The following is a 26236-nucleotide window of genomic DNA, read 5'->3' as shown; positions in this document are numbered from 1 at the left end:
ATTCCACTCGCGCAAAAAATGCTCTAGCTCTCACCCCATGCCGCACAAGGTTTCCCTCTCCCGCCTCAAGCTCACGGATTTCCGCAACTATGCGGGCCTGTCGCTGACGCTCGACGGCCGGCATGTCGTGCTGACGGGCCAGAACGGTGCGGGCAAGACCAACCTCATGGAAGCCGTCTCTTTCCTCTCGCCCGGCCGGGGCCTGCGCCGCGCCGCCTATGGCGATGTCGCGCGCGCGGGGGCCGAGGGCGGCTTCTCCGTCTTCGCAACGCTCGACGGCATGCTCGACGAGGTCGATATCGGAACGGGCACCGAAGGCGGCGACGACGGGCAGGCCCGAAAACTCCGGCTGAACGGCACGCCGGCCCGCACCGTCGATGAAGTGCTCGATCATCTGCGCGTGCTCTGGCTGACGCCCGCGATGGATGGCCTCTTCACCGGCCCCTCCGCCGATCGCCGCCGCTTCCTCGACCGGCTGGTGCTTTCGCTCGATCCCGAACACGGCCGCCGCGCAGCGGATTTCGAAAAGGCCATGCGCGGCCGCAACCGGCTGCTCTCCGAGCCGCGGCAGGATCCGGCCTGGCTGACGGCGCTGGAACGGCAGATGGCCGAACTCGGCATCGCCATGGCGCACGCCCGCCACGAGCTTGTCGGCCTCATCTCCGGCCTCGTGGAAGCCGCGCGCGACGACGGTCCATTTCCATCCGCCACCATGCGGCTTTCCGGCTTCCTCGACGGGGAATGGCAGCGCCCCGCCTACGAGATCGAGGAGATCTATCTCGGCATGCTGCAGGATGGCCGCTACCGCGACGCCGCCGCCGGCCGCACGCTGGACGGCCCGCACCGCGCCGATCTTTTGATCCGCCACCGCGAGAAGGACATGGAGGCCGAGCGCTGCTCGACGGGCGAGCAGAAGGCGCTGCTCGTCGGCCTCATTCTCGCCCATGCCGGCCTCGTCGCCAGCATGACCGGCCATGCGCCCGTGCTGCTGCTCGACGAAATCGCGGCCCATCTCGACGAGGGCCGCCGCGCCGCCCTCTTCGACCGGGTCGATGCGCTCGGCGGCCAGGCCTTCATGACCGGCACCGACCGTGCGATGTTCGACGCGCTCGGCGACCGCGCCCAGTTTCTCACCGTCTCGAACGGAGGCATCGTGACATGACCGATCCGCTCAGCCCTGAAGAGATCGACCGCTACCGCCGCCATATCGTGCTGGCCGAAATCGGCGGCGCGGGTCAGCAGAAGCTGAAACAGGCGAATGTGCTGATCATCGGCGCCGGCGGTCTTGGCGCGCCCGTCATACAGTACCTCGCCGCCGCCGGCATCGGCCATATCGGCGTTTTGGATGACGACACGGTCGCGCTCTCCAATCTCCACCGCCAGGTGATCCACGACACCGCCGGCCTCGGCACGCCGAAGGTCGCCAGCGCCGAAGCCGCCGTCGCCCGCCTCAACCCGCATGTGCGCTTTTCCGGCATCGCGGAGCGGCTGAGCGCGGACAACGCCGCTTCGTTGCTCGCCGGTTACGACATGCTCGTCGACGGTTCGGACAATTTCGACACGCGTTACGCTGCGGCGGACGCCGCTGAAGCGGCGCGTATCCCCCTCGTCACTGGCGCCGTCGGCCGTTTCGATGGCTCGCTGACTGTGCTGAAACCCTATGAAGCCGGCCCGGACGGCACGCTCAACCCCGGCTATCGCGACCTCTTCCCCTCAGCCCCACCCCCGGGCGTCGTGCCCGCCTGCGCCGAGGCCGGTATCGTCGGCGCCCTTACGGGCGTCGTCGGAACGCTGATGGCGATGGAGGTGATCAAGCTCGTCACCGGCGCTGGCGAGCCCCTGGTCGGCCGCCTGATGCTCTACGACGGGCTGGCAGCGCGCTTCGAGACGCTGAAATACAAGCGCCGGAAGACTTAAACCCGCCCCGGCAGCACGCGGTCCGGCGGGCGGTGGCCGTCGAAGAAGGTGCGGATGTTGATCACCACCTTCTCGCCCATGTCGATGCGGCCTTCGAGCGTTGCCGAGCTCATATGCGGTAAAAGCACGACCTTGCCCTCGGTGGCGAGCTTCAGGAGCTTTGGGTTGACCGCGGGTTCGTTCTCGAACACGTCGAGGCCGGCGCCGGCGATTTTTCCTTCGCGCAGGCATTTGATCAGCGCCGTCTCGTCGATGATGCCGCCGCGCGCGGTGTTGACGATGTAGCTCGTCGGCTGCATCAGCTCCAGCCGGCGGGCGGAGAGCAGGTGGAAGGTTGCGGGCGTCGAGGGGCAGTTGACCGAGACGATGTCGACGCGGGCGAGCATCTGGTCGAGGCTGTCCCAATAGGTCGCTTCCAGCGCGTCTTCCGTGTCTGGGCGCACGCGGTGGCGGTTGTGGTAGTGAATGGACAGGCCGAAGGCCTTGGCGCGGCGCGCGACGGCGGTGCCGATGCGGCCCATGCCGACGATGCCGAGGCGTTTTCCCCAGATGCGGCGGCCAAGCATCCAGGTCGGCGACCAGCCGGCCCATTCGCCCTTGCGATCCGTCAGGATGCGCGCACCTTCGGCAAGCCGGCGCGGGGCGGCGAGGATCAGCGCCATCGTCATGTCGGCCGTGTCCTCGGTCAGGACGTTCGGCGTGTTGGTCACGGTGATGCCGCGCTTGGCGGCAGCCTCGACGTCGACATTGTCGACGCCGTTGGAAAAGCAGGCGATCAGCTTGAGCTGCGGCCCCGCCTGTTCGATGAGGGCCGCGTCGATGCGATCGGTCAGCGTCGGCACCAGGACGTCCGCCGATTTCACGGCGGCGACGAGCTCGGGCTGGGTGCGCGGCGTGTCGTCGATGTTGAGTTCCGCGTCGAACAGTTCGCGCATCCGGGTCTCCACGACCTCGGGCAGGCGGCGGGTGATGTAGACCTTCGGTTTTTTCTTCTGGGTCATGGGATGTTCCGGCGTCCTGTTGACGGGTCCTTAACCAAGTTGGGCAAGGATTGCTTCATCAGGGGCATTTTCTACCAGACCCGGTCGCGAAGACAATCCGCCCTCTTGGCGGTCCCCGCGATTTGCCACGTCGCGCCGGCAAGGCAGCCTGATGCCCTCTACAGTTTCGAACGGATTTTCCATGCGTAACCTCGTCGTCCGTCTCAGCCTTGCTGCCCTTGCCGGCGTCATCGTGTCGGTCGCCGGCCTCTCGCTCGCCCATGCCCAGGCGGCAAAAGGCCCGAGCGGCCTGCCGCTGCCGCGCTTCGTCAGCCTCAAGGCCAAGAGCGTCAATCTCCGCGTCGGCCCGAGCGTCGATTATGCCGTCGCCTGGCGTTATCTCAAGTCCGGCGTGCCGGTCGAAATCATCCAGGAATACGACAACTGGCGCCGCGTGCGCGATGCCGACGGCACGGAAGGCTGGGTCAACCAGGCGCTGCTTTCGGGCGAGCGCACCGCCGTGACGGCACCGTGGATGCGCGGCAAGGGCGAGGACATCTACGTCAACATGCGCCGCGAGGCCCTGGCAAACAGCTCGCTCGTCGCCAAGATCCAGCCGGGCGTCGTCGTCAAGGTCGGCGAATGCAATGGCGACTGGTGCCGCGCCGAAGTGGACGGCACGGCAGGCTGGGTCTCGCAGAACGAAATCTGGGGCGCCTATCCCGGCGAAGCCTTCAAATAAGGCCGGCCTTCTTGGCTTCATCCGCCAGCGACAGGAGCGGCCGTGGGCCGACCTGCTGGATGACGAGGCCGGCGGCAAGGCTGCCGAGCTTGCCGCAATCGGCAAGCGAACGCCCGGCCGTATAGCCGTAGAGGAAGCCGGCGGCATAAAGATCGCCGGCGCCGGTCGTATCGACCACGCTCGGAATGCTGATCGCCTCAACGCGGGTGCGCTCGCCCTTGGTCAGCACGATCGAACCTTCTTCGCTCATCGTCACCGCCGCCAGGCGGCAATCCTGCGCGATGCGCGTCAAGGCTTCCTCGAAATCCTCCGTCTCGTAGAGCGCAAGCGCTTCCGCCTTGTTCGCAAAGACGATGTCGACGGTGCCGGAGCGCATGAGATCCAGGAATTCGCCGCGATAACGGTGCACGCAGAAGCTGTCGGACAGCGTCATCGACACTTCGCGGCCATGGGCATGCGCAATGCGGGCGCATTCGCGGATCGCATCCTTGGCGCGCGGCGGATCCCAGAGATACCCCTCGAAATAGGTGACCTTGGCCTCGGCGACGACATGCTCTTCCACGTCCTCCGGCCCGAGCTCCACGCAGGCGCCGAGATAGGTGTTCATCGAGCGCTCGCCATCGGGTGTGACGAAAATCATGGAGCGGGCGGTGGGCGGGGTGCCGCCGAGCGGCCTGGTCTCGAAATGCACGCCCTGGGCGCGGATGTCGTGGATGAAGATCTCGCCGAGCTGGTCGTCGGCGACCTTGCCGAAATAGGCGGCCCGTCCGCCGAAGCTTGCGACGCCCGAGGCGGTGTTGCCGGCGCTGCCGCCGGAGGCTTCGAGCGCGGGGCCCATGCGGGAATAGAGCAGTTCCGCCCGATCGGTGTCGATCAGGTTCATCGCGCCCTTGATGATGCCGTTGTCCGTGATGAAGTTCTCATCGCAGCGCGCGATGATATCGACGATGGCATTGCCGACCGTCAGCACGTCGAATTTGGTCATTCGGGATTCCCGTCTCCGTAAGCTTGCCGCGCAAAAGTGTATAGCGGTTTTGCGATAACGGCATGCGTCAAAACAAATGGTAAGAGCCGGGAGTCGGTCTTAACGGATTTTGCGGAAGTTGAAAGAAAAAAGCCGCCCGGCCGTTTCCGGCGGGCGGCTTTGATGTCCGCGAAGGCGGATCAGTCCTTGGCGCGTTCCACGTAGGAACCGTCTTCCGTGGCGATGACGACGCGCGTGCCGGCCGAAATGTGCGGCGGCACCAGCGTGCGAACGCCGTTCGACAGGATCGCCGGCTTGTAGGAGGAGGACGCCGTCTGTCCCTTGACGACCGGTTCGGTCTCCATGATCTCGAGCGTGACGTGGCGCGGCAGGTCGATGGCGATAGCCACGCCTTCATGCACCGAAAGGATGACCGTCATGCCTTCCTGGAGATAGGCCTTCAGGTCGCCGATGTCCTCGTGGGACATGGTGAGCTGGTCGTAGCTCTCCGGGTTCATGAAGTGGTAGCCGTCGCCGTCCTCGTAGAGGAAGTTGTGCTCGCGGTCTTCGACGAAGGCGCGTTCGACCTGCTCGGTCGTGCGGTAGCGCTCGGAGACCTTCACGCCATCGGAGATGCGGCGCATGTCGACCTGGGTGACCGGCGTGCCCTTGCCCGGGTGGAAGTTCTGCGCCGTCAGCACGACATAGAGCTTGCCGTCGACGTCGAGGACATTGCCCTTGCGGACGGAAGAGGCGATGATCTTTACCATAAGTCTTCCTTGTAACTGGATGGAGCGCGTCGTAGAGGACCGCCTTGAGACGTCTTCCCCGCGCGCTGAAAAGCGTATTCGGGGCCGCAACTATCCTATATTCCGGCAAAAGACCAGTCTGTCCGCCGGCATGGCCGAAGAAACCTGTCACATGAGTGCCACAAGCCAAAAACCCTCGCCCTGGTGGATGCCCGACGTGCACGCCGACCGCCGGCCGTTCCTGATGGCGCGGGGTCGCATCCAGGCGGCACTACGCGCTTGGTTTGCCGCGCGTGATTTCGTCGAGGTGGATACGGCGACGCTGCAGGTCTCGCCCGGCAATGAGGCGCATCTGCACGCCTTCGAGACCGCCGCGATCGGCCATTCGGGCACGAAGACGCCGCTCTACCTGCACACCTCGCCGGAATTCGCCTGCAAGAAGCTGCTGGCCGCGGGAGAGCAGCGCATCGCCTGCTTCGCCCATGTCTATCGCAACCGCGAGCGCGGGCCGCTGCACCATCCGGAATTCACCATGCTGGAATGGTATCGGGCGGGCGAGGCCTATGACGTGCTGATGGCGGATTGCGCGGAGATTCTCGCGCTTGCCGCAGAGGTGGCGGGCACGTCGGCACTCACTTATCGCGGTGCCACCTGCGATCCGGCGCTCGCACCGGAACGGCTGACGGTGGCCGACGCTTTCCGGCGTCATGCCGGCATCGACCTGCTCGCCTCGATCGATCCGGACGGGTCGACCGACCGGGAGCGCCTCGCCACGGCGATGCGGGCCGCCGGCCTGCGCGTTGCGGAGGACGACACCTGGGCCGACCTCTTCAGCCGCGTGCTGGTGGAGAAGGTGGAGCCCGAACTCGGCTTCGGCCGCGCCACCATCCTGTGCGAATATCCGGTCGCGGAAGCCGCTCTCGCCCGGCCCGCGCCGCATGACCGCCGCGTTGCCGAGCGCTTCGAGCTTTATGCTTGCGGCGTGGAACTCGCCAACGCTTTCGGCGAGCTGACGGACGCCGCCGAACAGCGCCGGCGCTTCGAGCTGGAAATGGCGGAGAAGGCCCGCGTCTACGGCGAGACCTATCCGCTCGACGAGGATTTTCTGGCCGCCCTTGCCCTCATGCCGGACGCGAGCGGCATCGCGCTCGGCTTCGACCGGCTGGTGATGCTGGCGACGGGGGCCTCGCGCATCGACCGGGTGATCTGGGCGCCCGTCGCGGAGACGGCGCCATGACGCCAGCGCGAAGCCTGACGACGGTCGCCGAATTTTTCAAGGCCGGTCTTGTTGCGGAGGAGAAGCGCGCCGAAGCGCGTGCCGTCGCCGAACGCTATACGGTCGCCATCACCCCGTCGCTCGCCGCGCTGATCGATCGCGACGAAACGCTCGATCCGATCGCCCGGCAGTTCGTGCCCGATGCGGCCGAACTCGTGACCCTGCCGGAGGAGCGCGCCGACCCGATCGGCGATCTCGCGCATAGCCCCGTCGAAGGCATCGTGCACCGCTATCCCGATCGCGTGCTGCTGAAGGCCGTGCATGTCTGCCCGGTCTATTGCCGCTTCTGCTTCCGTCGCGAAATGGTCGGGCCGGAAGGCCTCGGCACGCTGTCGCCGGCAGCGCTCGATGCGGCCATCGCCTATATCGCCGAACGGCCGGAGATCTGGGAAGTGATCCTGACGGGCGGCGATCCGCTCGTGCTCTCGCCGCGCCGCCTGCAGGCCATCATGGAGCGGCTTGCGAAAATCCCGCATGTGAAGATCGTGCGCTTCCATACCCGGGTTCCGGCGGTCGATCCGGCGCGGGTGGATGCCGCCCTCGTCGCGGCGTTGAAGGCCTCCGGCAAGACGACCTATGTGGCGCTCCACGCCAACCATCCCCGCGAATTCACCACTGACGCCCGCGTCGCCATCGCCCGCATCGTTGATGCCGGCCTGGTGATGATCAGCCAGACGGTGCTGTTGAAGGGTGTCAACGACGATGTGGCGGTGCTGGCGGAGCTGATGCGGACCTTCGTCGAAAACCGCGTCAAACCCTATTACCTGCACCATCCCGACCTGGCGCCGGGCACCTCGCATTTCCGCCTGACGCTCGCCGAGGGCAGGGCGCTGGTCGAAAGCCTGCGCGGCCGCGTCTCCGGCCTCTGCCAGCCGACCTACATCCTCGATATTCCGGGCGGCCACGGTAAGGTCCGAGCAGATTCGCTCGCCGTCGAAGAGGCGGACGACGGCTGTTTTCGCGTGCGCGATTTCCGCGGCGAGACACATCTCTACCCGCCGGAAGAGGGCGGGGCGTAGCGCCAGCGCAGAGCTTTTTGCGCGGACGTTTCTCCACTCTCAACGTCATCCTCGGGCTTGACCCGAGGATCCAAGTGGCACCCGTGGCGTGGATGGTCGGGTCGAGCCCGACCATGACGGAGGCGAGGTTAGGCGCGCTGTCGATCCGGCTTCAGCCCCGTCTCAAAACTCTTCCCAGTCCCCGTCACTGCCCTTTTCCTGCCGCACGCCGAGCGCGCCGGCAAGCTTTTCGCTGAGCGCGAGCGCCGGCGAGCCGACGGGGCGCGAGGCCGTGTTGGCCGGCTTGACGTTCCACTGGCCGGGTGACTTGCGGGCGACCGCCGGGGCCGGGGCCGGGGCAGGGGCCGGCGTGGAGGGTACGATGTGGAGATGCGGGGCGTGCACGGTGCGGCCGGCGACGGCGCTGCCGCCGACGTTGAAGCGGCCGATCAGCGCGTTGAGCGCCTGCACTTCGGAGGCGAGGCCGTGGCTTGCCGCCGTCGTCTCCTCGACCATCGCGGCATTCTTCTGCGTGCCCTGGTCCATGGTGTTGACGGCGGTGTTGATTTCCTGAAGCCCGGTCGACTGTTCGCGCGCGGCCTCGACGATGGCCGCGACGTGGCTGTTGATCTCCTGCACCTCGGTCACGATCGTCTGGAGCGAGCGCCCCGTATCGCCGACCAGCGAAACGCCGGTGCGCACCTGCTCGCCGGACGTGGTGATCAGCGCCTTGATCTCCTTGGCGGCCTTGGCCGAGCGCTGGGCAAGCTCCCGTACTTCCTGCGCCACGACCGCAAAGCCCTTGCCGGCCTCGCCCGCCCGTGCCGCTTCCACGCCGGCATTCAGCGCCAGCAGGTTCGTCTGGAAGGCGATGTCGTCGATGACGCCGATGATGTTGGTGATCTCGCTCGACGACTTTTCGATCTCCTGCATGGCGGAAACTGCGCGGCGCACGATCTCGCCGGATTTTTCAGCGCCGGAGCGGGTGCGGGCGACGAGCTGGCCGGCCTCTTCCGCCCGCCGGGTCGAATCCTTGACCGTGGTGGTGATCTCTTCAAGCGCGGCGGCCGTCTCCTCGACGGAGGCTGCCTGCTGCTCGGTGCGGCGCGAGAGGTCGTCGGCGGCGGCGCGGATCTGGCTGGCGCCGGCATCGATCGCCCGGGCGTTCTCGCCGACTTCGCGCAGCGCGTCGCTGAGGCGCGAGACGGAGGCGTTGAAATCCTCGCGCAGCCGCTCCAGGTCGCCGTCGAAGGGTTTTTCGATGCGGCAGGTCATGTCGCCGGCGGCAAGCCGGCCGAGCGCATCGGCAAGGCTCGCGACGGCCTCCTGCACGCGGCCGCTGTCGCGGGTGCGTTCGGCCTCGCGGGCCTGGCGCTCGCCATCGGCGCGGCGGCGGTCGTCCTCGCTCTGGCGCTCCAGGCGTTGGCGTTCGGCGGCATTGTCGCGGAAGATCGCGACAGTGCCGGCCATCTCGCCGATCTCGTCGGTGCGGTCGGCGTGCGGTATGGTGACGGCCGTGTCGCCACCGGCCAGCCGCTTCATCGCGGCGCCGAGGCCGTTCAGCGGTTTCACCACGCGGCGGTTGACCAGGAAGATCGCGGCAATCGCGAGACCCATGGAAATGGCGAGTGACGCCCAGGTGAGCGCGAAGGCGGACCCTTCTTCGCCGCGCGCGGAAAGGATCGTCTCTTCCGTCACCTTCTGAGTGCTGGCGACGAGGTCGTTGAGGGCGGTGGTGATCGCGTCGGCGCTCGCCTGCATCGGCCCCTTGTAGACCTCCAGCGCCGGCCCCTTGGCCGCGATGGCGGAGAACTGGATGAGTTTGGCGGAATCGTCGATATAGGTCTTCAGCGTCGCCTTGATGCCGTCGATTTCGGCCGTCGCAGCCGGGTCCGCGGTGTTGGCGGCGCCATAGCTGTCGACCATGCCGGAAAACGCGTCCGCCCGTTCCTTGATGCGCGCCTCGATGCGGACGATCTCGTCCGGGTCCATCGACAGGAGGTGCTCGGAATAGGTGGCGTTGAGCTCGGAGAAGGCGTGGCTCAATTGCAGGATGCTGCTCATTTGCGGCATGCGGTCCGTGCCGATGCGCTCGATATGGCCGGTCATCGTCGAGAGCGAGCGGAAGGCGACGGCGCCTTGCAGCGCGCCCAGCACGACCATGAGGACGAAGAGCGCGGGCAGGAGCCTGCTAATCCGGACGTTACGCATGACTGTTCCCTGGTTTTCTTGAGACGCACGGCTGCGTGCGTGTGGGCGAAAGTCTAGGAGCGGTCGTTTAACGTGGGCTTAATGGGCCGCCCTGATCTCCTGCCTTGCCGCCCGCTTTTCCACACCCTACATGCGAGATCGAACAGGAGTTTTTCGATGATCCTTCACGCTGCCCGGCTCTCGCTTGCCAACCTCTTCGCCCCGGAGACGCGTGGCGTGTTCTGGAAGGTCATCGGGCTCACCGTCCTCGCCCTCGTCGTCATCTGGTTCGGCCTGCGCGAAACCTTCGTCGCCGTTGCCTGGCCCTGGCTGCAAGGCGCCGTCATGCCGGACCTGCCGGAATGGGCTGGCTGGCTCACCTTCGTCTTCGGCATCATCGCAAGCCTCGGCCTGGCGCTGGGTCTTGCGCTGCTGCTCGCACCCGTAACAGCCATCATCGCCGGCTTCTTCCTCGACGACGTCGCCGAAGTCATCGAGAAGCGTGACTATCCGGCGGAACCGCCGGGCACGGCGCTGCCGCTCGGCCAGGCGATCTCGGGCTCGATCAAGTTTCTGGGCATCGTCATTCTCGGCAACCTGATCGCACTGTTCCTGCTGTTCATTCCGGGCGTCAATCTCGTCGCCTTCTTCCTGGTCAATGGCTACCTGCTTGGGCGGGAATTCTTCGAGTTCGCGGCGATGCGCTACCGCACGCCCGCGGAGGCGCGGCTGTTTCGAGCCAAACACGCCTCAACGGTGCTGCTTGCCGGCCTGCTCGTCGCGGCGTTCCTGGCGATCCCCATCGTCAACCTGCTGACGCCGCTCTTTGCCGCCGGCCTCATGGTGCATCTCCACAAGGCGCTGAGCCGCAAGGACCCCGGCTTCTCACTGAGGCAGAACTGACGCGTCGTAGAGCGCGACATACTCGCCCTTCGGCGGGATCGGCTTGATCACGTCGATCAGCACGCCGTTCGGATCGGCGGTGATGAAATGGCGCTGGCCGAAATCCTCGTCGCGGATGTCGAGCAGGATGGGAAGGCCGGCGGCGCGCAGGGCGTCGTAGACCGCATCGACATCCTCCACCTCGAAGTTCAGGAGCAGGCCGGAGACCTTACCGCGGCCGGCGGCCGGGATCGTCGTGTGGCTGCCGTCGAGCACGGCAAGCGTCACCTTCTCGTCCTCGCGGGACTGGAGATGGATGTACCAGCCGCTGTCGAACAGGGCCTCGAAGCGGAAATGCTTTTCGTAGAAAGCGGCGGTGCCGGCGACGTCGTCGGTCATGATGACCGGATAATAGCTGGTCGTTTTCATCTCTTTCCCTTTGGTGAAAATAAACATACAGTCTGCATGTTTCTATCAGTTAACATACAGACAGTTTGTATGTAAAGGCAAAAAATGGCACGCAGCAACAAGGAACGCACGGAGGCGACGCGCCTCGCTCTGATCGAGGCGGCGCGGCGGCTTTTCGTGGAAAAGGGCTATGCGGAGACGGCGACGCCCGACATCGTGGCCGAGGCCGGCGTCACGCGCGGCGCGCTCTATCACCATTTCGAGGACAAGAAGGCGCTCTTCCGCGCCGTGCTGGAGCGGGAAGGCGAGGCGGTGGCCGCGCATATCGAAGGTGTCGCGCTGGACGGGGGATCGCCCCGCCAGGCCCTCCTCCTCGGTGCATCCGCCTATTTCGATGCGATGGCGGCACCCGGCCGCACGCGGCTTCTCCTCTTGGAGGCGCCGGCCGTGCTCGGCCTGGAAAGCGTCGTGGCGATCGACCGGGAGAATGCCGAGGGCACGCTGAGGGCCGGGCTTGCGGATTTCCTCGGCGCGGGCGCGAATGCCGCAACACTCAAGGCGCTGACGGAAATGCTCTCCGCCGCCTTCGACCGCGCGGCGATTGCCATCGAGACCGGCGCGGACCGCAAGACCTACGAAAGCGCAATCGCCGATCTCATCGACGGGCTCGTCAGGGCGTAGGGCCGAAAAGCTGCGGCGGCAGTTCCACCAAGGGCGCTGGAACGTCGCAGGTCTTTTCCGGCGACTTGCAGAGATCGGCGATGACGCAGCGCTCGCATTCCGGCTTGCGCGCCTTGCAACAGTACCGCCCGTGCAGGATCAGCCAATGGTGGGCGTGGTAGAGATATTCGTCCGGGATGATGCGGATCAGCCGGTCCTCCACCTCGTCCGGCGTTTTGCCGGGCGCCAGCAGCAGCCGGTTGGCAATGCGGAAAATATGCGTGTCGACCGCCATCGTTGCCTGCCCGAAGGCCATGGAGAGCACGACATTGGCCGTCTTGCGCCCGACGCCCGGCAGCAGGATCAGTTCTTCGCGTGTGCGCGGCACCTCGCTGCCGAAGCGCTCCACCAGCATCTGGCTGAGCGCGATGACGTTCTTCGCCTTGTTGCGGTAGAGCCCGATGGTGCGGATGTAGTCGCGCACCTTCTCCTCGCCGAGTGCCAGCATCTTTTCCGGCGTGTCGGCCACCTTGAACAGCGCCCGCGTCGCCTTGTTGACGCCGGCATCCGTCGCCTGCGCGGAAAGGGCGACGGCAACGACGAGCGTGAAGGGATTGACGTGCTCCAGTTCGCCCTTCGGCTCCGGCCGCTGGATGGAGAAGCGGCGGAAGATTTCGCTCAGTTCATCGTGAGAATACAGGCTCTTCGGCCGCGGCGCCGCCTTGCGACGTTGCGGAGCGATGCTCGCTGTCTTTTTGATCTTTCCGTTTTCCATGATGCTTCTATAGTCATGCGTCATGACGCAAGGCAACGCCGACATGACGATGAACGAGCGCCCGGTCTTTTCCGCGGAGCTCCACCCCTACCGCTCGCTCGGGCGCAACGGGCATAGGATCTTTTTCATCATCGCCGGCGCCATGTGCCTCGCCCATATGGTCGTCTTCCTGATCTCGGGCGCCTGGCCGGTCGTCTTGTTCTTCGGCCTGGATTTCCTGGTGTTGTTCGGCGCCTTCTGGCTGAACAACCGGGCGGCGAAGGCCCGCGAGGTCGTCTCGCTGTCGCGCACCAACATCTCGATCCGCAAGATCAGCCCGTCGGGCCGCGAGACCGAACATGTCTTCAACCCGTTCTGGGCGCGCTTCCTTGTCTCGCGTAAGGCGAAGATCGGCATCACCGCTATGCATGTGCGCGGCAATGGCCGCGAGACCGACGTCGGCACCTTCCTGCCGCCCGACGACCGCGAGCGCTTCGCCTCCGCCTTTTCCGGGGCACTCGCGCGGGTAAAGCGGGGCTACTAAGGGTCCCGGCAGGAATCGGGTGGCGGGCACGCCAAGGGCGTGCTTTTCTGGCGGCACAGGAGAAGACTGATGAACATTGCCGCGACTTTGCAATCCGACATCACGCCCGAGGGCGATGATTACACCACCGTGCGCCGGGTCATCGAGCTGATCACCGAGGATTATCGCGCGCAGCCGGGGCTGGAGGATATTGCCGGCCAGCTCGGCCAGTCGCCCACCCAGTTGCAGAAGACCTTTACCCGCTGGGCCGGCCTGTCGCCGAAGGCGTTTTTGCAGGCCGTGACGCTCGACCATGCCAAGCGCCTGCTGCGCCAGGAAGCGCTGCCGCTGCTGGAGACGAGTTTCGAGGTGGGCCTCTCCGGCCCAAGCCGCCTGCACGATCTCTTCGTCACGCACGAGGCCATGTCACCCGGCGAATGGAAGGCGCGCGGCGCCGGCCTGACCATCCGCTACGGCCTGCATCCCTCGCCCTTCGGCCAGGCGCTCGTGATGATCACCGACCGCGGCCTCGCTGGCCTGGCTTTCACCGACGAGCCCGGCGGCATGGACGCCTTCGAGGACATGTCGTCACGCTGGCCAAACGCCCATTATGTCGAGGACAGCGCGGCGACGACGCCCTATGCTGAGCGCATCTTCGATCCGAAGCGCTGGGACCCGAAGGAGCCGCTGCGCGTCGTACTCATCGGGTCGGATTTCCAGGTCCGCGTCTGGGAGGCGCTCCTGCGCATCCCCATGGGCTGTGCCGTCACCTATTCGTCGATCGCCGAAAAACTCGGCCAGCCGACCGCATCCCGCGCCGTCGGCGCCGCCGTCGGCCGCAACCCCATCTCCTTCGTGGTGCCCTGCCACCGGGCGCTCGGCAAGAGCGGCGCACTGACGGGCTACCACTGGGGCCTGACGCGCAAGCGCGCAATGCTGGGGTGGGAATCGGGCAAGGCTTGAGAACAAAAAAGGCCGGCAAGAGCCGGCCTTTGTCTTTTGAGGACACTTACCTCTCATCCCGTCATCCTCGGGCTTGACCCGAGGATCCACCTGCATCCGCGGCGTGGATGGTGGGGTCAGGCCCGACCATGACGGGGGTGAGGGCAGCGGCTAGCGCTCAATGCGCGCCGGACATATCCCCAAGCACATCCTTCGACTTCACCGTCGAATCCGCATTCAGCGTGTAGACCATCGGCACGCCGGTCGCGAGGTTGAGCTTCAGGATCTCTTCCTTCGTCAGCTTGTCGAGCACCATCACCAGCGAACGCAGCGAATTGCCGTGGGCGGCGACGAGGACCTTTTCGCCGCGCAGCACGCGGGGCAGGATTTCCGTGAGGTAGTAGGGCCAGACGCGGGCGCCGGTGTCGCGCAGGCTTTCGCCGCCCGGCGGGGGGATGTCATAGGAGCGGCGCCAGATATGGACCTGCTCCTCGCCCCACTTGGCGCGGGCGTCATCCTTGTTGAGGCCGGAGAGATCGCCGTAGTCGCGCTCGTTCAACGCCTGGTCGCGGATCGTCTCAAGGCCCTGCTGGCCGATCTCGTCGAGGATCAGCGTCAGCGTCTTCTGGGCGCGGGAGAGGTCGGAGGTGAAGGCGATGTCGAACTTGATACCAGTCTCGGCGATCGCCTTGCCGCCAGTCTTGGCTTCCTCGACGCCGAGTTCCGTCAGGTCCGGATCACGCCAGCCGGTGAAGAGGTTTTTCAGGTTCCATTCGCTCTGGCCGTGGCGAACGAGGACGAGGGTTCCGCTCATATCATCTGTCTCCCGAGAGGTTCTGTCAGTTGAGCCCGAGCACGTCGAGCATGGAATAGAGGCCGGGCTTCTTGTCGCGCGCCCAGAGCGCCGCCTTGACCGCGCCGCGCGCAAAGATGGAGCGGTCGGTGGCGCTGTGCGACAGCGTCACCAGCTCGCCTTCGCCGGCCAGCATCACCGAATGTTCGCCGATGACCGAGCCGCCGCGCAACGTCGCAAAGCCGATCGTGCCGGCGGGCCGAGGGCCGGTATGGCCGTCGCGTACACGCACGGAATTGTCTGCAAGTTCGATGCCGCGACCGTTGGCGGCGGCATTGCCGAGCAGAAGCGCTGTGCCGGACGGCGCGTCGACCTTGTGCTTGTGGTGCATTTCCAGCACCTCGATGTCCCAGTCGCCGGCTGGAAGTGCGCGCGCGGCCGTTTCCGTCAGCACGCCGAGCAGGTTGACGCCGAGGCTCATATTGCCGGACTTGACGACGCGGGCATGGCGGGCGGCGGCCTTGATCTTCTCGTCGTCCGCCGGCTGGCAGCCGGTCGTGCCGACGACATGCACGATGCGCGCCTGTGCCGCGAGACCGGCGAATTCGATCGTTGCGGCGGGTGCTGTGAAATCGAGCACGCCTTCCGCTGCGACGAAGGCTTCCAGTGGCTTGTCGGTGATCGGGACGCCGATCGGGCCTAGGCCGGCGATCTCGCCTGCATCACGCCCCACGAAGGGCGAGCCCTCGCGCTCGACCGCGGCGAAGACTTCCGCGCCCTCGATGGCGTGGATCGTCCGGATAAGCGTCTGGCCCATGCGGCCCGCAGCCCCCACGACGACCAGCTTCATTGCGTTGCCGCTCATATTCCGTTCCCGTCCATTCTCTACTTGCCCGTGCTGCCGGCAGGCGCCTGAAGGCTGTTGAGGCGAGCGTAAAGGCCGTTTTCCCGGCCTGCAAGCGCCTCGTGCGTGCCTTCTTCGGCAACCTTGCCGTCCTGCATGACGATGATCTTGTCGGCGCGCACGATGGTCGACAGCCGGTGCGCGATGACGACCACGGTGCGCCCGCTCATCGCCTCGTCGAGCGCCTTCTGCACGGCCTGTTCCGACTCGGTATCGAGTGCGGAGGTCGCCTCGTCGAGCAGCAGGATCGGCGCGTTGCGCACCAGCGCACGGGCAATCGACAGCCGCTGGCGCTGGCCGCCCGAAAGCGTCACGCCGTTTTCGCCGACGGGCGTGTCGTAGCCGAGCGGCTGGGCGAGGATGAAGTCATGCGCGTAGGCATGGCGCGCGGCCTCCTCGATCTCGCCGTCCGTCGCATCCGGCCGGCCATAGCGGATATTGTCGCGGATCGTGCCCTCGAAGAGGTAGGGCTGCTGCGAGACATAGGCGATGGCGTTGCGGAGCGACTGCTTGGTGACATGGGCGATGTCCTGGCCGTCGATCAGGATTTCGCCTTCCGCCGGGTCGTAGAAACGCGGGATGAGGTTGATGACGGTCGATTTGCCGGCGCCGGACGGGCCGACGAGCGCCGTCGTCCTGCCGCCCTCGGCGGTGAAGCTCACGCCCTTCAGGATCGTCTCGGTCTCCGAATAGCCGAAATGCACGCCGTTGAAGCTGATGGTCGCATCGGAAACGACGAGCGGCCTTGCATCCGCCAGATCGGCCTGGCGCGGCTTCAGGTCGAGGATCTCGTAGATCATGCGCGCATTGACGACCGCGCGCTCCAGCGAGACCTGCAGGCGGGCGAGGCGCTTTGCAGGGTCGTAGGCCATCAGCAGCGCGGTGACGAAGGAGAAGAAGGCGCCCGGCAGCACGCCGCCATAGATCGAGCGATAGGCGGCATAGGCGAGCACGCCGGAAATGGCGAAGCCCGCAAAGGTTTCGGTCATCGGCGCGGTGCGCTCGGTCAGCCGCGCGATGCGGTTGGAACGGCTTTCGGCGCGGTCGATGATGCCCTCGACCTTGGTCTTGAGCTGCGCCTCCATGGTGAAGGCCTTGACGATGGCGATGCCCTGCACCGTCTCCTGCATGGCGCCGAGAACGTGGCTGTTGAGCTCGACGGATTCGCGCGTGGCGCTGCGCAAACGCTTGGAGACGTAGCGCAGGCCGAGGAGCAGCGGCGGCGCGACGACGAAGACGATCAGCGTCAGCACCCAGTCCTTCGAGATCATCACGCCGATGAGGGCGACGAGCGTCAGGAAGTCGCGCGCCACCGACGTCACCGTCATGTTGAGCACGTCGCGGATGCCGGTGACGTTCTGGCTGATCTGGGCGGCGAGATAGGCCGAGCGCGACTCGTTGAAATAGCCGACGCTGAGCGCCATCAAGTGCGAAAACAGCCGGCGCTGGTAGCGCGCCACGATGTTGTTGCCGATCTTCGACAGGATGACGGCCTGGTAATAGGTGGCAAAGCCGCGCAGCACGAAGGCGATGAAGATGGAGCCGCAGATAAGGGCGACGAGGTCGGCGCGCTTGTTGGCGAAAGCCTCGTTGACGACCGATTCCATGATCCAGGCGGTAAAGCCCGTCGTGCCGGCGACGACCGCAAGGCAGGCGATGGCGATGACATAGCCCCGGACGTGCTCGCGGCCATTCTCGGCAATGATGCGCTTGAGCACGGTGGTGACGGTGTCGGAGCTTATGGGCTGGCGCTGGGTGCGACTCTTATCGGCCAATACACTGACTTTCCTGCACGGTCCTGCGGCGCCGGGAGGAAGCGCTGCACTGGCCGCTCTATAGGGTGTCGGCCTGGCTTTGGCGAGTCCGAGCCGCGCCGAAGCGCCAGGCGTGGCCTCACCTTTTCCAGTGGCGTCCCTCGGTTGCAACACCAAAACGGTCGGGCATGCGCGCGAAAGCGGCAAGGCCGGCAAGGGCTGCGACCGGATGGGTGACCACATAGGTCGGCATGGTCCTCAACAGCTCGCTGTGCGGCGCCTTGTCCTCGAAGGCCGCGCGGAATTCCGGGCCGCGCAAAGCCGGCAGGATTTTTTGCGAGATGCCGCCGGCAAGGAACACGCCGCCCTTGGCCATGAAGATCATCGCCATGTCGCCGGCGACCCGGCCGAGATAGGTCGAAAACAGCGAGACGGTCTCGACCGCCGCGCGGTCCTCGTGCGCCAGCGCCTTTGCCGTCACGTCGGCTGGCGTTTCGAGCGGCGCATCGATGCCGTCGGCGGCGCAGACCGAGTGGTAGATGTTCATGATACCGCGGCCACAGAGCAGCTGCTCGGCGGAAATGCGGCCTTCGATCGGCTCCAGGAAGGGCCAGATCTGGTAGTCGCGCTCGCTGCGCGGGCCGACATCCACATGGCCGCCTTCGCCGGGAACAGGAAACCAGGTGTGGCGCGCATGCACGAGGCCGGCGACGCCAAGCCCGGTGCCGGGGCCGAGCACCGCACGGGATGCGGCGGCGCGCTCGACGCCGGGGCCGATTTTCTCCCGTTCGCCGTCGGTCAGCGAGGCGATGGCAAGGGCCTGTGCCTCGAAATCGTTGACGAGCAGCACGTCCTCGAAGCCGAGATTGGCGATCATGTCGCGCGGGCGCACCACCCAGGGGCAGTTGGTCAGCGGCACCTCGTCGCCCTCGATCGGCCCGGCGAGCGCCAGGATCGCCGAGCGCGGCTGGACGGAGCTTTTATCGAGAATGCACTGCTGGAGCGCGTCGTCGATATTGGCGAAATCGGCGGTCCGCACGAACGGGAACTGTTTCGGCTCGGCAAAGGCATCGAGCAGCAGCGCGAAACGCGCATTGGTGCCGCCGATATCGCCGACCAGGATGGGGAAGGGGAGGTTCGTCTCGTTGTCGCTCGGCCTTGCCATCAAGCTGTCCCGTTCTCTTTCGCGTGGATGGTCCCGCATTTTGCCTATCGGGGGCAGAGGCTGCCGTCAATCGGTCGCGAAGTCGAGCAGGTTTTCGGCCGTCGCGCGGTTCAGCGCCATCGGAATGTCGTAGACGATGGCAAGCCGCATCAGCGCCTTGACGTCCACGTCATGCGGCATGGGGGTGAGCGGATCGACGAAGAAGATGAGGAGATCGACCTCGCCGGTGGCGATCAGGGCGCCGATCTGCTGGTCGCCGCCGAGCGGCCCGCTCTTCAGCCGCGTCACGTCGAGGCCCGGGCAGGCCTCCAGCACCTTGCCGCCCGTCGTGCCGGTGGCGACGATCTTCGCCTTGGACAGCACGGCCTCGTTCTGCCGCGCGAAGGCCGCCATGTCGTCCTTCTTTTCGTCATGCGCAATGAGCGCAATGCATTTCTGGCGCGACATGGGCGTTCCCTGGCGGTTTTAAATCGATTTGAACGCCTTATACAAAAGCGGCGGAGCCTTGAAAAGCCCCGCCGTGGGATCGCTTACTGGAACGGCCGCGGGATCGGGATCGGCACGATGGCCGGAAGCGCGGTATCGGCGGCGATGACCGATTCGATCGAGCGGCCGGCGCTTTCGCCCGCGCCGGAGAAGGCGAGCGCCGTCGAGGTGCCGCCATTGCCCTGGTAGGTAACTTCCTGTTCCGAATCCGGCGAAGGACCGGCGAGCACCGTGCGGCAGGCCTTCGGCAGGTCCGACATCTTGACGTACCAGGGTTTGACGGGCTTGGCGTCCTTCTTCGGTTTCGGCTTTGCCCAGGGCTCCTTGGTGAACCACCAGGCAAGCGACGCATCGCAGCCGTCGCCGGCCGGAACGCGGGCCTGCGGCTTGCAGCCGGCCGCCCCTTCCGGGCATTTGATGCGGATGTGGAAGTGCTCGTCATGGCCGTAGATCGGCCGCACCTTGCCAAGCAGCGACCGGTCGCCCTGCCAGGTCTCGCAGAGCTTCTTCTTGATCGCCGGATTGACGAAGACGCGCTCGACCTGCGGGTAGCTTGCCGCCTTCATGACGAGTTTGGCATGGGTGGAGGTCCAGCGGCGCGAATCGACCGTCAGGAACTTGCTCTTGTCGAGCATGGAGGTGAAGGGCAGCGCGTCGCGCTCGGCGGCGGAAAGCCTGTGGTCGGGCATCGGCGTGAACCAGATATCGGCATCGAGGCCGACCTGGTGCGAGGCGTGGCCCGACAGCATCGGCCCGCCGCGCGGCTGCGAAATATCGCCGAGCAGCAGCCCCGGCCAGCCGAGCTTCTGGGCGTCGGCGGAAAACTGCTCGATGAGCGCGATCATCTGCGGATGGCCCCAGCGGCGGTTGCGCGACAGGCGCATCGCCTGCCAGGCCGGGCCGTCCGTCGGGATCGCCACGGCGCCGGCAATGCAGCCCTTGGCATAGGAACCGTAGGGGCTCGTTGCCATCTTCGCCGGCAGGCGCTTGGCGCCGAACAGTTCCTTCGCCGGCCGTTCTTCGGCGGCGAGCGGCCCGGCCAGCGCGCTCAGCGCAAGCCCGGCGGCGATCAGGCAGGTCGTCAGTCGGGAAATCAAGGAATGCACGGGCATAATCCGGTCTCAAAAATCGCAATCGTTGCGAAAGGTTAAAGGATCATCCTTTCGCGGAAGTGAATCACTGGCCGGGATTGGGGCGGCAAAAACCGCCGCTTTGATGGCGGGCCTGTCATTTGCCCGGATTTTGCCTATTCTCTCCTGCAAGCTCCGGCAAAACGACTGAAAGGGAATTGGCATGCATTCAGCCTTCGGGAAAATGGTGTTCAGCACGGCGCTGGCTTTGTCGCTGGCGGTCGCGACCGGCACGAAGGCGCAGGAAACGAAGGAGCCGGTTTGGCGCACCGGCATTTCCACCATCGGCGAGCTGAAACGCCCGAACGGCTTCGAGCGCTTCGACTATGTCAACGCGGACGCGCCGAAGGGCGGCGAGTTGAAGATGTCGGAAACCGGCACCTTCGACACGTTCAACCCGATCCTTTCGAAGGGCGAGGCGGCCACCGCCGTCACGTCGCTCGTCTTCGATACGCTCTTGAAATCCGCCGAGGACGAGATCACCGCCTCCTACGGTCTGCTCGCCGAGGGCGTCTCCTATCCCGACGATTATTCCTCCGCGACATTCCGGCTGCGTCCCGAAGCGAAATGGGCGGACGGTCAGCCGGTGACGGCGGAAGACGTCATCTTCTCCTTCGAAAAATCGAAAGAGCACAATCCCCTTCTCTCGAACTACTATCGCCATGTGATCTCGGCCGAAAAGACCGGCGAGCGCGACGTCACGTTCCGCTTCGACGAGAAGAACAATCGCGAACTGCCGAACATTCTCGGCCAGTTCCCCATCGTGCCGAAGCACTGGTGGGAGGGCCAGGACGCGAAGGGCAACAAGCGCGATATCGCTAACACCACGCTGGAACCGGTGATGGGCTCAGGTCCATACAAGATAGCCTCTTTCCAGGCCGGCGGCTCGATCCGCTTCGAACTGCGCGACGACTATTGGGGCAAGGACGTCAACGTGAATGTCGGCCAGAACAATTTCGGCACGATCACCTACACGTTCTTCGGCGACAGGAGCGTCGAGTTCGAAGCCTTCCGCGGCGGCAATGTCGACTTTTTCCGCGATGGCAGCGCCAGCAGTTGGGCCACCCGATACGATTTTCCGGCCGTGAAGGATGGCCGCGTGGTGCGCGAGGAGATCGAGAACCCGCTGCGCGCCGTGGGCATCATGCAAGCCTTCGTGCCGAACCTCAGGCGTGAAAAATTCAAGGACCAGAAGGTGCGGGAGGCGATGAACTACGCCTTCGATTTCGAGGACCTGAACAAGACTCTCGCCTATAACGCCTACCAGCGTGTCGACAGCTATTTCTGGAACACCGAGCTTGCCTCCACGGGCCTGCCGGAAGGCCGTGAGAAAGAGATCCTGGAGGAGCTGAAGGACAAGGTTCCCGCCGCCGTCTTCACCACGCCCTATACGAACCCCGTGAACGGCGACCCGCAGAAGGTCCGCGACAACCTGCGCAAGGCGATCGCGCTTTTCAGGGAGGCCGGGTATGAGCTGAAGAGCAACAAGCTGGTCAATGCCAAGACCGGCGAACCCTTCGCCTTCGAAATCCTCCTGTCCAGCCCGTCCTTCGAGCGCACGGTCGCGCCCTTCGTGGCGAGCCTGAAGAAGATCGGCATCGACGCCCGCATGCGCACGGTCGACGCGTCGCAATATACCAATCGCGTCAGAAGCTTCGACTATGACATGATCTACGGCATCTGGGCGCAGACGCTGGTGCCCGGCAACGAGCAGAGCGACTACTGGGGCTCCGCCTCCGTCGACCAGCAGGGCTCGAAGAACTATGCGGGCATCTCCGATCCGGCGATCGACGACCTGATCCGCAGGATTATCTTCGCGCCGACCCGGGACGAACTGATTGCGACCACGCGCGCGCTCGACCGGGTGCTTCTGGCGCATCACTATGTCGTGCCGCTGTTCTATTCCAAGGCCCAGCGCATCGCCTACTGGAACCACCTCGTGCGCCCCGCGGAACTGCCCTATTACGGCCTCGGCTTTCCGGATGTGTGGTGGTCGAAAAATGCTGCGAAATGAGCCGGGGCTTGCGCCGTGCGGCGTCCTCGGCTCCATATAGCGACGACGAATCACCGCCGCGGCGAGCGGCGGCAGAACGGAAGGGTTGGGCTTGACCGACGGGACTGCGCCAAAACAAGAAGACCGGCAACAGGCTGTGGCGGGTAATCGCTGATGGGCGCCTATATCCTTCGCCGAATCCTGCTGATGATCCCGACGATCTTCGGCATCATGGCGATCTCCTTTGCCATCGTGCAGTTCGCGCCGGGCGGCCCGGTCGAGCAGGTGATCTCGGACCTCACCAACCAGAGTTCCGGCGATCGCCTTTCCGGCGGAACCGAGATGTCGCAGGAACTCTCGCAGGACAGCGCCTATCGCGGCGCGCGCGGCCTCGATCCGGAATTCATCGCCAAGCTCGAAAAGCAGTTCGGCTTCGACAAGCCGCCGCTCGAACGCTTCTTCACGATGATGTGGGACTATCTGCGCTTCGATTTCGGCGAGAGCTTCTTCCGCAACACTTCCGTGATCGACCTCATCGCCCAGAAGATGCCGGTCTCGGTGTCGCTCGGCGTGTGGATCCTCATCTTCTCCTACGCGATCTCCATCCCGCTCGGCATCCACAAGGCGATAAAGGACGGCTCGGCCTTCGACGTCTGGACCTCCGGCATCATCATCATCGGTTATGCGGTGCCAAGCTTCCTCTTCGGCATCCTGCTGATCGTGCTCTTCGCCGGCGGCTCGTTCCTCGACTGGTTCCCGCTGCGCGGCATCGTGTCGGATAATTTCGACACGCTCGCCTGGTGGCAGAAGCCGCTCGATTATCTCTGGCACATGACGCTGCCGCTGATCACGCTGCTGCTGTCGGCCTTCGCCACAACGACGCTGCTGACGAAGAACTCGTTCATCGATGAGATCAAGAAACAATATGTCACGACGGCGCGCGCCAAGGGCCTCAACGAGCGCCAGGTGCTCTACGGCCACGTTTTCCGCAACGCCATGCTGATCATCATCGCGGGCTTTCCCGGCGCCTTCATCTCCGCCTTCTTCACCGGCTCGCTGCTCATCGAATATATCTTCTCGCTCGATGGCCTCGGCCGCCTCGGCTACGATTCCATCGTGCGGCGCGATTATCCGATCGTCTTCGCCACGCTCTTCATCTTCTCGCTGATGGGCCTCGTCGTCAGCCTCATCTCCGACCTCATCTATACCTGGGTCGACCCGCGCATCGATTTCGAGCGGAGGGACGTCTGATGAGCGCCGTCGTCGACGCAAAACCGATCGCCCCGCCGCGCAAGGGCCTGCTCAACCCGACCAACCTGCGCCGCTGGGAAAATTTCAAGGCGAACCGCCGCGGCTACTGGTCGCTCTGGATCTTCCTCGTCATCTTCATCCTGAGCCTGCTTGCCGAGGGCATCGCCAACGACCGGCCGGTCATCGCCTCCTACAAGGGCGAGATCCTCTTCCCCGTGGTCATCGACTATCCGGAGGAGAAATTCGGCGGCTTCCTGGCGGAGACCGACTATCGCTCGGACTTCATCGCAGAAGAGATCAACGCCAATGGCTGGATGATCTGGCCGCCGATCCGCTATTCCTACAACACGACGAACTCCAACATCCCGCATTCCGCGCCGACCAAGCCGTTCTGGCTGATGTCGGAGGCGGAGCGCTGCGCCGGTTATCCGGGCGGCGCCGCGGACCCGAACTGCAACTGGAACAACCTCAACTGGCTCGGCACCGACGACCAGGCGCGCGACGTGCTAGCCCGCGTCATCTACGGCTTCCGCATCTCGGTGCTGTTCGGCCTGGCGCTGACCATCGCGTCGGCCATCGTCGGGGTCACGGCCGGCGCCATCCAGGGCTATTTCGGCGGCTGGACCGATCTTTTGATGCAGCGCGTTATCGAGATCTGGTCGTCGATGCCCGTGCTCTACATCCTGCTGATCATCGCCTCGATCCTGCCGCCCGGCTTCTGGATCCTGCTTGCCATCATGCTGCTGTTTTCCTGGACCGGCTTCGTCGGCGTCGTGCGCGCGGAATTCCTGCGCGCCCGCAATTTCGAATATGTGCGCGCCGCGCGTGCGCTCGGCGTCGGCAATGCGACGATCATGTACCGGCACCTGCTGCCGAACGCGATGGTCGCGACCCTCACCTTCCTGCCGTTCATCCTCTCCGGTTCGATCACCACGCTCACCTCGCTCGACTTCCTGGGCCTCGGCATGCCGCCGGGCGCGCCGTCGCTGGGCGAGCTGATCGCGCAGGGCAAGAACAATCTCCAGGCACCCTGGCTTGGCTTCACCGCTTTCGCCGTCATGTCCATCATGCTGTCGCTCCTGATCTTCGTCGGCGAAGCGACGCGCGATGCCTTCGATCCGAGGAAGACCTTCCGGTGAGCGCTCCCGAAACCATCCTGTCCGTCCGCGATCTCTCGGTCGCCTTCCACCAGGGCGGCAACACGTCGCTCGCCGTCGACCGGGTCTCCTTCGACATCAAGCGCGGCGAGGTCGTGGCGCTGGTCGGCGAATCCGGCTCCGGCAAGTCGGTGACGGCGAATTCCATCCTGCGGCTGTTGCCTTATCCCGCGGCAAGCCACCCTTCCGGCGAGATCTTCTTCGGCGGCAAGGACCTGCTGAAGGCGTCGGATGCCACGCTGCGCGACGTGCGCGGCAACGACATCACGATGATCTTCCAGGAGCCGATGACCTCGCTCAATCCGCTGCATTCGATCGAGCGGCAGATCGGCGAGATCCTGGAACTGCACCAGGGTATCGAGGGCGCGGCCGCGCGCACGAAAATCCTCGAACTCCTGAACCAGGTCGGCATCCGCGAACCGGAAAAGCGGCTCGCCGCCTATCCGCATGAATTGTCCGGCGGCCAGCGCCAGCGCGTCATGATCGCCATGGCGCTCGCTAACCGGCCGGAACTGCTGATCGCCGACGAGCCGACGACCGCGCTCGACGTCACCGTGCAGGCGCAGATTCTGGCGCTCCTGAAAAACCTCAAGGAAGAGCACGGCATGTCCATGCTCTTCATCACGCACGACCTCGGCATCGTGCGCAAGTTCGCCGATCGGGTCTGCGTGATGACCAAGGGCAAGATCGTCGAGACGGGTCCGGTCGAGGAAATCTTCTCCAACCCGCAGCACGCCTATACGCGCCACCTGCTCGCCTCCGAGCCCAAGGGCCAGCCGCGACCGGCGGATGACGCCCAGCCGATCGTCATGGAGGCCGAGGACGTCAAGGTCTGGTTCCCGATCAAGGCCGGCTTCCTGCGCCGTGTCGTGGATCATGTGAAGGCGGTGGATGGCATCGACCTGAAACTGCGCGCCGGCCACACGCTCGGCGTCGTCGGCGAATCCGGCTCGGGAAAGACAACTTTGGGTCTCGCGCTGACGCGGCTGATCTCCTCCCAGGGCCGCATCGCCTTTGTCGGGCAGGATATTGCCGGCCATTCTTTCGGTGAGATGCGGCCGCTGCGCCGCCGCATGCAGATTGTCTTCCAGGATCCCTTCGGCTCGCTGTCGCCGCGCATGTCGGTGTCCGATATCGTCGCGGAAGGCCTGAAGATCCATGAGCCGTCGCTTTCCGAGGCCGAGCGCGACCACCGTGTTGCCTCCGCGCTGGAGGAGACCGGCCTCGATCCGACGACCCGCTGGCGTTATCCGCACGAATTCTCCGGCGGCCAGCGCCAGCGCATCGCGATTGCGCGCGCCATGGTGCTGAAGCCGGAATTCGTCATGCTCGACGAGCCGACCTCCGCACTCGACATGAGCGTGCAGGCGCAGGTGGTCGAGCTTTTGCGTGACCTCCAGGTGAAGCACAATCTCGCCTATCTCTTCATCAGCCACGACCTGAAGGTCGTACGCGCGCTCGCCAACGACATCATCGTCATGCGGGCCGGGCGCGTGGTGGAGAAGGGGCCGGCGAAGGATATCATCGAACGGCCGAGCGAGGCCTATACCAAGGCGCTGATGGCCGCCGCCTTTGATCTGGAAGCCATCCGCGCCGACAGCATCCGCCAGTAGACATA

At 65.3% G+C, this 26236-nt stretch carries 25 protein-coding genes; 13 read left to right on the top strand and 12 right to left on the bottom strand.

Annotation, left to right across the window (positions count from 1 at the left end; translation table 11 throughout):
* The first annotated feature begins 37 nt into the window (after window positions 1–37).
* Both recF and moeB read left to right on the top strand, forming a co-directional pair.
* The gene (recF, locus tag AC1Q6Z_RS16540; protein ID WP_492648586.1) at window positions 38–1162 is read left to right on the top strand and encodes a DNA replication/repair protein RecF; all 1125 of its coding nucleotides are present in this window, start codon (window positions 38–40) and stop codon (window positions 1160–1162) included.
* Window positions 1159–1917, top strand: coding sequence for a molybdopterin-synthase adenylyltransferase MoeB (gene moeB, locus AC1Q6Z_RS16535; RefSeq protein ID WP_492648585.1), 759 nt, complete (start codon window positions 1159–1161; stop codon window positions 1915–1917). Before recF ends, moeB begins: the two co-directional genes overlap by 4 nt.
* Here the strand turns inward: moeB and AC1Q6Z_RS16530 are convergent.
* The gene (locus tag AC1Q6Z_RS16530; RefSeq protein ID WP_256118342.1) at window positions 1914–2918 is read right to left on the bottom strand and encodes a 2-hydroxyacid dehydrogenase; all 1005 of its coding nucleotides are present in this window, start codon (window positions 2916–2918) and stop codon (window positions 1914–1916) included. The genes moeB and AC1Q6Z_RS16530 overlap by 4 nt on opposite strands.
* Window positions 2919–3099: 181 nt before the next feature.
* On the opposite strand from AC1Q6Z_RS16530, the gene AC1Q6Z_RS16525 reads away from it, so the two are divergent.
* Complete coding sequence (locus AC1Q6Z_RS16525; protein ID WP_256118341.1) at window positions 3100–3639, top strand: SH3 domain-containing protein; 540 nt, start codon at window positions 3100–3102, stop codon at window positions 3637–3639.
* Here AC1Q6Z_RS16525 and AC1Q6Z_RS16520 read toward each other — a convergent pair.
* Both AC1Q6Z_RS16520 and efp read right to left on the bottom strand, forming a co-directional pair.
* Window positions 3632–4624 carry an adenosine kinase gene (locus tag AC1Q6Z_RS16520; protein WP_439626080.1) on the bottom strand — a complete coding sequence of 331 codons (993 nt, stop codon included), beginning with the start codon at window positions 4622–4624 and terminating at the stop codon, window positions 3632–3634. The two genes, AC1Q6Z_RS16525 and AC1Q6Z_RS16520, sit on opposite strands and share 8 nt — an antisense overlap.
* A 179-nt stretch (window positions 4625–4803) precedes the next feature.
* Window positions 4804–5373, bottom strand: a complete 570-nt coding sequence (gene efp, locus AC1Q6Z_RS16515) for an elongation factor P (RefSeq protein WP_256118339.1) — start codon at window positions 5371–5373, stop codon at window positions 4804–4806.
* Window positions 5374–5524: 151 nt separating this feature from the next.
* Here efp and epmA point away from each other — a divergent pair, with 151 nt between their 5' ends.
* Complete coding sequence (gene epmA / locus AC1Q6Z_RS16510; RefSeq protein WP_492648584.1) at window positions 5525–6589, top strand: EF-P lysine aminoacylase EpmA; 1065 nt, start codon at window positions 5525–5527, stop codon at window positions 6587–6589.
* Window positions 6586–7647 carry a lysine-2,3-aminomutase-like protein gene (locus AC1Q6Z_RS16505; protein WP_492648583.1) on the top strand — a complete coding sequence of 354 codons (1062 nt, stop codon included), beginning with the start codon at window positions 6586–6588 and terminating at the stop codon, window positions 7645–7647. Before epmA ends, AC1Q6Z_RS16505 begins: the two co-directional genes overlap by 4 nt.
* Window positions 7648–7809: 162 nt before the next feature.
* On the opposite strand, the gene AC1Q6Z_RS16500 is transcribed toward AC1Q6Z_RS16505, so the two are convergent.
* Window positions 7810–9837 (bottom strand): HAMP domain-containing methyl-accepting chemotaxis protein, encoded by a 2028-nt coding sequence (locus AC1Q6Z_RS16500; protein WP_492648582.1) that lies wholly within the window; start codon window positions 9835–9837, stop codon window positions 7810–7812.
* Window positions 9838–9993: 156 nt separating this feature from the next.
* Between AC1Q6Z_RS16500 and AC1Q6Z_RS16495 the strand changes: the two genes are divergently transcribed.
* Complete coding sequence (locus AC1Q6Z_RS16495; RefSeq protein ID WP_492648581.1) at window positions 9994–10719, top strand: sulfate transporter family protein; 726 nt, start codon at window positions 9994–9996, stop codon at window positions 10717–10719.
* On the opposite strand, the gene AC1Q6Z_RS16490 is transcribed toward AC1Q6Z_RS16495, so the two are convergent.
* Complete coding sequence (locus tag AC1Q6Z_RS16490; protein ID WP_492648580.1) at window positions 10702–11127, bottom strand: VOC family protein; 426 nt, start codon at window positions 11125–11127, stop codon at window positions 10702–10704. The two genes, AC1Q6Z_RS16495 and AC1Q6Z_RS16490, sit on opposite strands and share 18 nt — an antisense overlap.
* Window positions 11128–11211: 84 nt before the next feature.
* Here AC1Q6Z_RS16490 and AC1Q6Z_RS16485 point away from each other — a divergent pair, with 84 nt between their 5' ends.
* Entirely contained in the window at window positions 11212–11787 is a 576-nt protein-coding gene (locus AC1Q6Z_RS16485; RefSeq protein WP_492648579.1) for a TetR/AcrR family transcriptional regulator, read from the top strand.
* Here AC1Q6Z_RS16485 and nth read toward each other — a convergent pair.
* Complete coding sequence (nth, locus tag AC1Q6Z_RS16480) at window positions 11777–12541, bottom strand: endonuclease III (RefSeq protein WP_492648578.1); 765 nt, start codon at window positions 12539–12541, stop codon at window positions 11777–11779. The two genes, AC1Q6Z_RS16485 and nth, sit on opposite strands and share 11 nt — an antisense overlap.
* Window positions 12542–12563: 22 nt before the next feature.
* On the opposite strand from nth, the gene AC1Q6Z_RS16475 reads away from it, so the two are divergent.
* Together AC1Q6Z_RS16475 and AC1Q6Z_RS16470 are read left to right on the top strand one after the other, a co-directional pair.
* Complete coding sequence (locus AC1Q6Z_RS16475; protein ID WP_256118332.1) at window positions 12564–13064, top strand: DUF2244 domain-containing protein; 501 nt, start codon at window positions 12564–12566, stop codon at window positions 13062–13064.
* Window positions 13065–13133: 69 nt separating this feature from the next.
* Complete coding sequence (locus AC1Q6Z_RS16470; RefSeq protein ID WP_256118331.1) at window positions 13134–14006, top strand: bifunctional helix-turn-helix domain-containing protein/methylated-DNA--[protein]-cysteine S-methyltransferase; 873 nt, start codon at window positions 13134–13136, stop codon at window positions 14004–14006.
* Between the two features lie 157 nt (window positions 14007–14163).
* On the opposite strand, the gene AC1Q6Z_RS16465 is transcribed toward AC1Q6Z_RS16470, so the two are convergent.
* From AC1Q6Z_RS16465 to mepA, 6 genes are all read right to left on the bottom strand, one after another.
* Complete coding sequence (locus AC1Q6Z_RS16465) at window positions 14164–14799, bottom strand: 2,3-bisphosphoglycerate-dependent phosphoglycerate mutase (RefSeq protein WP_435266888.1); 636 nt, start codon at window positions 14797–14799, stop codon at window positions 14164–14166.
* Window positions 14800–14824: 25 nt separating this feature from the next.
* Window positions 14825–15643, bottom strand: a complete 819-nt coding sequence (gene dapB / locus AC1Q6Z_RS16460) for a 4-hydroxy-tetrahydrodipicolinate reductase (RefSeq protein ID WP_492648577.1) — start codon at window positions 15641–15643, stop codon at window positions 14825–14827.
* A gap of 20 nt (window positions 15644–15663) precedes the next feature.
* Window positions 15664–17457: an ABC transporter ATP-binding protein gene (locus tag AC1Q6Z_RS16455; RefSeq protein WP_435266886.1), complete on the bottom strand. Its 1794-nt coding sequence runs from the start codon at window positions 17455–17457 to the stop codon at window positions 15664–15666.
* 118 nt (window positions 17458–17575) lie between these two features.
* The gene (locus AC1Q6Z_RS16450; protein ID WP_256118327.1) at window positions 17576–18601 is read right to left on the bottom strand and encodes a glucokinase; all 1026 of its coding nucleotides are present in this window, start codon (window positions 18599–18601) and stop codon (window positions 17576–17578) included.
* A gap of 66 nt (window positions 18602–18667) precedes the next feature.
* Entirely contained in the window at window positions 18668–19048 is a 381-nt protein-coding gene (locus AC1Q6Z_RS16445; protein WP_435266884.1) for a methylglyoxal synthase, read from the bottom strand.
* Between the two features lie 83 nt (window positions 19049–19131).
* On the bottom strand, window positions 19132–20199 hold the full coding sequence (gene mepA / locus AC1Q6Z_RS16440) for a penicillin-insensitive murein endopeptidase (RefSeq protein WP_492648576.1): 1068 nt from the start codon (window positions 20197–20199) through the stop codon (window positions 19132–19134).
* A 181-nt stretch (window positions 20200–20380) separates the two neighbouring features.
* Between mepA and AC1Q6Z_RS16435 the strand changes: the two genes are divergently transcribed.
* The 4 genes from AC1Q6Z_RS16435 (at window position 20381) to AC1Q6Z_RS16420 (ending at window position 26231) form a co-directional block, all read left to right on the top strand.
* A complete protein-coding gene (locus tag AC1Q6Z_RS16435; protein ID WP_439614744.1) occupies window positions 20381–22231 on the top strand; it encodes an extracellular solute-binding protein in 1851 nt (616 codons plus the stop codon).
* A 153-nt stretch (window positions 22232–22384) separates the two neighbouring features.
* Window positions 22385–23461: a microcin C ABC transporter permease YejB gene (locus tag AC1Q6Z_RS16430; protein ID WP_256118324.1), complete on the top strand. Its 1077-nt coding sequence runs from the start codon at window positions 22385–22387 to the stop codon at window positions 23459–23461.
* Window positions 23461–24600, top strand: a complete 1140-nt coding sequence (locus AC1Q6Z_RS16425) for an ABC transporter permease (RefSeq protein WP_492648575.1) — start codon at window positions 23461–23463, stop codon at window positions 24598–24600. The genes AC1Q6Z_RS16430 and AC1Q6Z_RS16425 overlap by 1 nt, the downstream gene beginning before the upstream one ends.
* Entirely contained in the window at window positions 24597–26231 is a 1635-nt protein-coding gene (locus tag AC1Q6Z_RS16420; RefSeq protein ID WP_256118322.1) for an ABC transporter ATP-binding protein, read from the top strand. The genes AC1Q6Z_RS16425 and AC1Q6Z_RS16420 overlap by 4 nt, the downstream gene beginning before the upstream one ends.
* Window positions 26232–26236: the final 5 nt, after the last annotated feature.

The organism is Shinella sp. GW835-FHT14H05 (assembly GCF_058793575.1).
This window is presented reverse-complemented; position numbering and strand designations above follow the sequence as displayed.